Genomic DNA, 6,257 nt, shown 5'->3' on the forward strand with positions numbered 1-6,257 from the left:
TCGTCCACGAACGCGCCGCTCAGTGCCTACGCCGATTCCCGATCTCTGGCGGCAAGTGCAAGTCCAGCGCCCGCTTCAGCAGTTCCGCATCATCTACTTTGAGCACGAGCTGAAAACCGCCACCCGGCCCAACAGGATAGGGATGTCCGAAGAGATCAATCTCGCTGTTAGGAGGCGCCCAGCCACGAATGTGCAACTCAGCCTCGACCATGAGGCCAGCAACGATCGGGCTCGGTTCACCATATACGAGGGAAGGCAGCCGGACTGGGGTGAGCGTCGCATTCCCATCACCTTCTCCCTGGGGCTGCGTCTGCACCGACAATCCTGGCAGCGTTGCGACCTGCTCGCCGATCATCTGGCATCCCAGTGCAACGACCGGCGAGGCATTCGCCCCCGACATCGCCTCGGCCTCGGTCTGCCGCCCCCCGACAGGGTCTGACGGTAAGGACCCGGATCGCATCGCCCTCCCTTGATCGACCGCGCGCGCCGGAGCCGCGAAGTCGCCACCCAGCTCGCTCACCTCCGTTCTCGGCAGCGAGCCCAAGGGAGGCATTGGCCGCTCGAGCGAAGCCAGTGCCTCAAGCCCGATGCCGGTCGCGTGCTGAAGGCGATTGGAGCGCGCAAGCAGCAGCCATCCGCCCGCCGCGCTGGAGAGGCCGAGTTCAGCCTCGAATGCCTCATAGTCACCCGCGACCCTGAAGCCCGCGTCCCCATCCCCGCCGAGACCCTGCAGCCGGAGCCGAATCTCCTGAGCCGTCTCGGAACCGCCCTCGGCGCACAGCCGCCGCAGACGCAAGACCGCCTCGGGAGATCCTCCATCGGCGGGAAATCCGGCACCATAGCTGACGAAGTCATCCGACCCGAGACTCCAGCGCACGCGCAGCTCCTCCGGCGCCCCTGGATAGAGCACCAGGCTCGTCACGACCTGCTCGAGCGGGAACTCTGGAAGAAGGGGTAAGCTCGGGGCGGCAAGATCCGGCGTCACGCCCACCGCGAATTCGTCACTCGACTTGGCCGCGTCCAGCACAGGTGCGCCCTTGGCGTCATGGGTCGACTCGCCCGACGAGCCTGGTAAAGAAGCGGACTCAGATTCGATAGTTGATTCTCCCGCTTGAGCGCAACGCCCAGATAAATGCGTCTCTCAGCGCCCCGGATCAGAGCGCTTGTCCTGCTGGACGGACTCGATCCCCGACGGGCTCGCCGGCCCGGACGTGGCGTCCCCCGCCGCCGCCTCGGCGCTCACGCCTGGCTCGACACCGAGCTGACGCAGCGCCTGCGTGACCTCGTCAAGGGCGGCCTCGGCGGGCATCGTACGGGCATAGAGATGCGGAATCCAGGCGTCGCCCCAGCACAGGAAGCAGCTGGTCTCCGCTTCGAGGATCAACCGACGGGCGTGCACCATGGCGTCCCCGGCCACCTCGTAGCCATCGGGACGACAACGGCATAGCGTCCAGTAGCGCCGGCTCAGCCTGCGCACCTGGGCGATGGCCTCACGTTGCGCGGGACTGCCGGCCCAATGCATGAGGGCGTCGTCCGAGGCGCAGCCGACGTTCCAGGCGCCCGACTGAATGGTCGCACGGGGCAAGGGCCCGGCGTGCGCGAGATAGTCGCTGATGCACACTGGCAGCACGCTGCAACTGCCGCTGCGACAGCGCTCCATATAAGGCGCGAAGAAACGACCAAAGAAACCCGAAGGCTCACTGGTCTGCCTGAACCAACTGCCGTTCTCGCCGTCCGACCAGCTGGCGAAAAGACGCTCGGCATCCGGTCTGGGCGAGGCCGAAGCGCGCCAGCGGAGTTCATCTTCAAGCCATTGCGCATCGAGCCCGTTCGACTGGGCCTTGGAGAGGTCACGATGCTGCGGAATCACGGTCATGCAGAGGCCATCGTAACAGGCGGTATAGGGTCTTAGACCATCGCTGACCCCATCTTCCGGGAGCACATGGTCGCCATCCACCACGACGTACTCGTAACCGGCCTGGAGAAGTGCCGGGATCATCTCGAGCGTGAAAGCCGTCTCCGGCGGCCAGAAACCGCGTGGCACCCGATCGAGGACCCGCTCCATGATGCCGCGACCCCGCTCGAGCTGCTCGAGCCAGTCATCACAGGGAATCAAGGGAAAGATCGGATGGTAATACCCCATGCCAACCAGCTCGATGTTGGCGGCGGCACGGTAGCGATCGAGCATCTGCGGGATATCGATGATATGTCGGTAGCGGTCGACGACGACCGGATCGAGCAGCTGCTCGAGCAGCACCCCGGAGAAGCCGACATGGAAGCGGGCGACATCCGCGTAGACCTCGGCGTAGCGGACCGCCCGCTCATAGCAGCGAATGATCTCCTCCGCGTCCCGAGGCTTCGCTTCGATCAGCAGCCGAAGATTGCCCGGAGGCTGATGCATGTGCAGCCCGAGCGCGTGAAAAAAGGTTCTCTCGGCCATGAATCCTCACAACGACCCCGTCGGTTCGTCACCAACCCTGCCGATGCAATGCCGCGCCCCGTTGAAAATCACCCGAGCAGCGCGCACCGACCGGCGGGACCGCGCTCTCCTGCCGTCAACATTAAACAATGCGCTGATTACGGTCAAAGCCACTGGATCAGGCCGCCCCAGCGCGCAGCGCGGATAAGCCGGCAAGGCGCCGGCGACTTCAGCGCGCCTCCAACACCAAGATCGTGCGCGCCCGCGCCACTTGCTGAGCGGCATCGACGCGCGTCTGATCGTCCGGAGCAACAACGTCCATCGGCGACGCACGCCCCGTATCGACCGCCACAGACCAGTGCGCCGAGCCGAGCTCGGGCAGCTCGAAGACACGGGCGCGTTCGTCCATGTTGATGAGAACATGCAAGATCGCTTCGTCCTGCTGGACCGGGGCCAGCGTGAAGGCCAGCCAGCGCAACTCCGGGTCATCCCAGTCTGGGTCGTCGAGCTTAGTCCCATGCCAGCTCACATCAGGCATCTCCGCGCCGGGCGCGAGCTGGCCAGAGAAGAAATGGCGGCGCTGTAGGCTGGGATGGCGTTTACGCAGCGCGATCAGGCCGCGCACGAAGCCCAGCATCGCGCGCTCGCGCTCCATCAGAGACCAGTCCAGCCAGCTCAGCGCATTGTCCTGACACCAGGCGTTGTTGTTGCCCTGCTGCGTGCGGAGCACCTCATCGCCCGCCAACAGCATGGGGATGCCCTGGCTGAGCAAGAGCAACGTCATCAGATTCTTGGCCTGGCGACGCCGCAACGCCAGAACGTTGGCATCTGAGGTCTCGCCCTCGACCCCGCAGTTCCAGCTCAAATTGTCGTTGGTCCCGTCGCGGTTGCCCTCGCGGTTCGCCAGATTGTGCTTGCGGTCGTAAGAGACCAGATCCCACAGCGTGAAGCCATCGTGACAGGTCACGAAGTTGACACTGTTGATCGGCTTGCGCAGGTTGGCCTCATAGAGGTCGCTACTACCGGCCAGCCGCGTTGCGACCTCGGACACCATTCCAGGATCGCCCCGTACGAAGCGGCGGATGCTGTCACGGTAGCGGCCGTTCCATTCCATCCAGCGGTAGCCCGGAAAGCTGCCGACCTGATAGAGACCCGCCGCATCCCAGGCTTCGGCGATGATCTTGGAGGCCGCCAAGGTATCCGAGAGTTCGATCTCCCAGAGCACGGGCGGATTGGCCATGGGACGGCCCTCGGCGTCACGCGCCATGGCGCTAGCCAGATCGAAGCGGAAGCCGTCCACGTGCATCTCGCGGACCCAATACTCCAGCGCATCCAGGATGAAGTGGGTCACCAAGGGGTGATTGGCGTTGACGGTGTTGCCGCAGCCCGTGAAATCCAGGTAGATGCCCTTGTCGAGGGCATCCAGGCAATAGAAGGTCTCATTGCCGAAGCCCTTGAAGGTCATGGTGGGCCCGCGCGCGCCACCCTCGCTGGTGTGGTTGAAGACAACGTCCAGGATGACCCCGATCCCGGCCCGATGCAGCGCCTTCACCATGTCCCGCAGCTCACGCCTGTGCGTGCCCTGCTCCGGCGTCACGCAAAAACCCGGATGCGGCGAGAAGAACCCGAAGCTGCTGTAGCCCCAATAGTTGCGTAGCCCGGAATCCCAGACCTGATCCGGCACGTCCTGCTCATCGAAGGCCATCACGGGCATCAACTCGACGTGGGTGATGCCCAGCTCCTTCAGATAGGGAATCTTCTCCACCAGCCCATCGAAGGTGCCAGGGTGCCTAACGCCCGAGCTGGGATGACGGGTGAAGCCGCCGACGTGGAGTTCGTAGATGATGGACTGCTCCGTCGGCAGCCGCAGCGGCTGATCGCCCTCCCAGTCGTACTCCTCCGCCAGCACGATGCCCCGGGGCGAGTCGTGGGGTCTCACGCCCTCGCGCTGACGCCGCCAGCGATTCCAGCTGCTGACGTTCACCGCGCGCGCCCAGGGATCGACCAGTTCGATCTCGGAATCGAACCGCCAGCCATGTCCGTGCGGGTCATTGGGGCCCTCCATCCTCCAGGTGTAGTGAGTTCCCGGTGGCAGATCCACCACCAACGCATGCCAGGAGAAGAAGGTGTGATGGTGCTTGGAATCCAGTGGAATGATCTGAAAGGGTGTCTCGCAGGAGGCGCTGTGATAGAGCAGCAGCTCGGCCCCGACGGCATGGCGACTGAAGACGGAAAAATTGACCCCATCGTCCTCGACCGTCGCCCCGGGAGGGTAGCGGCGGCCAGGGAGAACGCGATAGGTACGATTGGCTGGGGGCATAGCAGCGGTGTCTCAGAAGGGCTGACTCATCAGGGGGCGGCGCACCGATGGCTCAGGTGCGCCGCCGGGCGCGCGAGATTGCATCGCGCCCAAGGCGCGCCGGATCATAACACGCGACGCATGGCAGTCCTGTGATGCTTGCGCGCCCTCGCCGCCAGACCCAGTATCAAAGGCGCCGCATCTCAGCGTTCATCCAGAGCAGTGCGACGAACCAGCCGACGAACACCGCGACGGCCCCAACGCCAAAGGTCACGAGCGGACCCTGCGACGCCCAGAGCATGCCGCCGATGAGACTTCCGGCCGCGCCGCCGGCACCGAAGCTGAGGCTGTTGTAGAGCGCCTGCCCGCGCCCCTGCGTGCGCCCGGGAAAGATATGGTGGACCAAGTGGATCGCGGAGGCGTGGAAGGTGCCGAAGGTCGCGGCATGCAAGACTTGCGCGACCAATTGGATCGCCAGCGTCTCCACAAAGGCACCGATCGCGAGCCAGCGCACCACCGCCAGCGCAAGACTCCAGAGCAGCACCCGCCGAGCACCGAAGCGATCGAGCAAACGGTGCATCACCAAGAAGACCAAGACCTCGGCGACCACGCCGAGGGCCCAGAGATTGCCGACGGCGACGCTGGAATAGCCAGACGACTCGAGATGGATCGAATAGAAGGCGTAGTAGATCCCATGGCTCAGCTGCATCAAGAAACAGGCGGCGAAAAAGGCGATCACGCTGGGCTTGGTCAACAGCGATCTGAGCGACACCGCGGCATGCTCACTCTGCTCGGGCGCACTGTCCGGAACCACCAGGGCGCTGAGCCAGATCCCCACGACAAGGACGAGCACCCAGACGGGGACCATTGATAAGGGTCCGGTCTCGAGGCTAAGCCCCAAGGCGGCCACGACCAGGATGAAACCAACCGAGCCCCAGACACGCACCAAGGCATAGCGGCTAGGCTGGGCACCCAGATGATTGAAGGTCACCGCCTCCATCTGGGGCAGGGATGCATTCCAAAAGAAGCTGAAGAGGAACATCGCCAAGGCGAGTTGCCAAAAGCCGTGCGCGAGAAAGACGGTCGCGAATCCCAGCACCGAGAGCAAGGCCCCAAGGCGAACCACACGCATCCGATGCCCGGTGTGATCCACGATATAGCCCCAGAGCATGGGCGCGACGATCTTGGTGCCCGAGAGGATCGCCATCAATTGGCCGATGGCGAGCGCACTGAGCCCTTGGTTCTGCAGATAGAGCCCCCAATAGGGCACGAGTGCCCCTAGCGAGGCGAAGTAGAAGAGGTAGTAGCTGGAAAGTCGCCAATACGGCATGAGATCGACCTGTCCTCTTCTTAAGCTCCAGTAAGCTCCAGCGACGTCTCAAAGGTCGGGAGAGACGCGCGTTCCGAACGATGGAATCGCGCATGACGCCCGCGGTCGGTGGGAGCGGGCGCCACGCCCGCCAGGCCCCCCCGGAACGGGGGGGGCGCCCCCCACCCCCCCGGTACAAGCAGGTGGGACACTGAGGCAAAGACCGCCCG

4 protein-coding genes are annotated in these 6,257 nt (G+C 64.4%); all 4 read right to left on the reverse strand.

All coding sequences use genetic code 11. The features are described 5' to 3' along the window. Positions 1-19: 19 nt before the first annotated feature. A complete protein-coding gene (locus G3480_RS15450) occupies positions 20-1,027 on the reverse strand; it encodes a DUF4912 domain-containing protein (RefSeq protein WP_164654794.1) in 1,008 nt (335 codons plus the stop codon). A gap of 114 nt (positions 1,028-1,141) precedes the next feature. After that, positions 1,142-2,440: a glycoside hydrolase family 57 gene (locus tag G3480_RS15455; protein ID WP_240905841.1), complete on the reverse strand. Its 1,299-nt coding sequence runs from the start codon at positions 2,438-2,440 to the stop codon at positions 1,142-1,144. 208 nt (positions 2,441-2,648) lie between these two features. Continuing rightward, the gene (gene glgX / locus G3480_RS15460; RefSeq protein ID WP_164654795.1) at positions 2,649-4,739 is read right to left on the reverse strand and encodes a glycogen debranching protein GlgX; all 2,091 of its coding nucleotides are present in this window, start codon (positions 4,737-4,739) and stop codon (positions 2,649-2,651) included. 166 nt (positions 4,740-4,905) lie between these two features. Further along, a complete protein-coding gene (locus G3480_RS15465) occupies positions 4,906-6,048 on the reverse strand; it encodes an MFS transporter (protein WP_164654796.1) in 1,143 nt (380 codons plus the stop codon). Positions 6,049-6,257 lie beyond the last annotated feature (209 nt).

Origin of the sequence: Thiorhodococcus mannitoliphagus, from assembly GCF_010915725.1 — a bacterium.
Classification (GTDB): Bacteria; Pseudomonadota; Gammaproteobacteria; order Chromatiales; family Chromatiaceae; genus Thiorhodococcus; species Thiorhodococcus mannitoliphagus.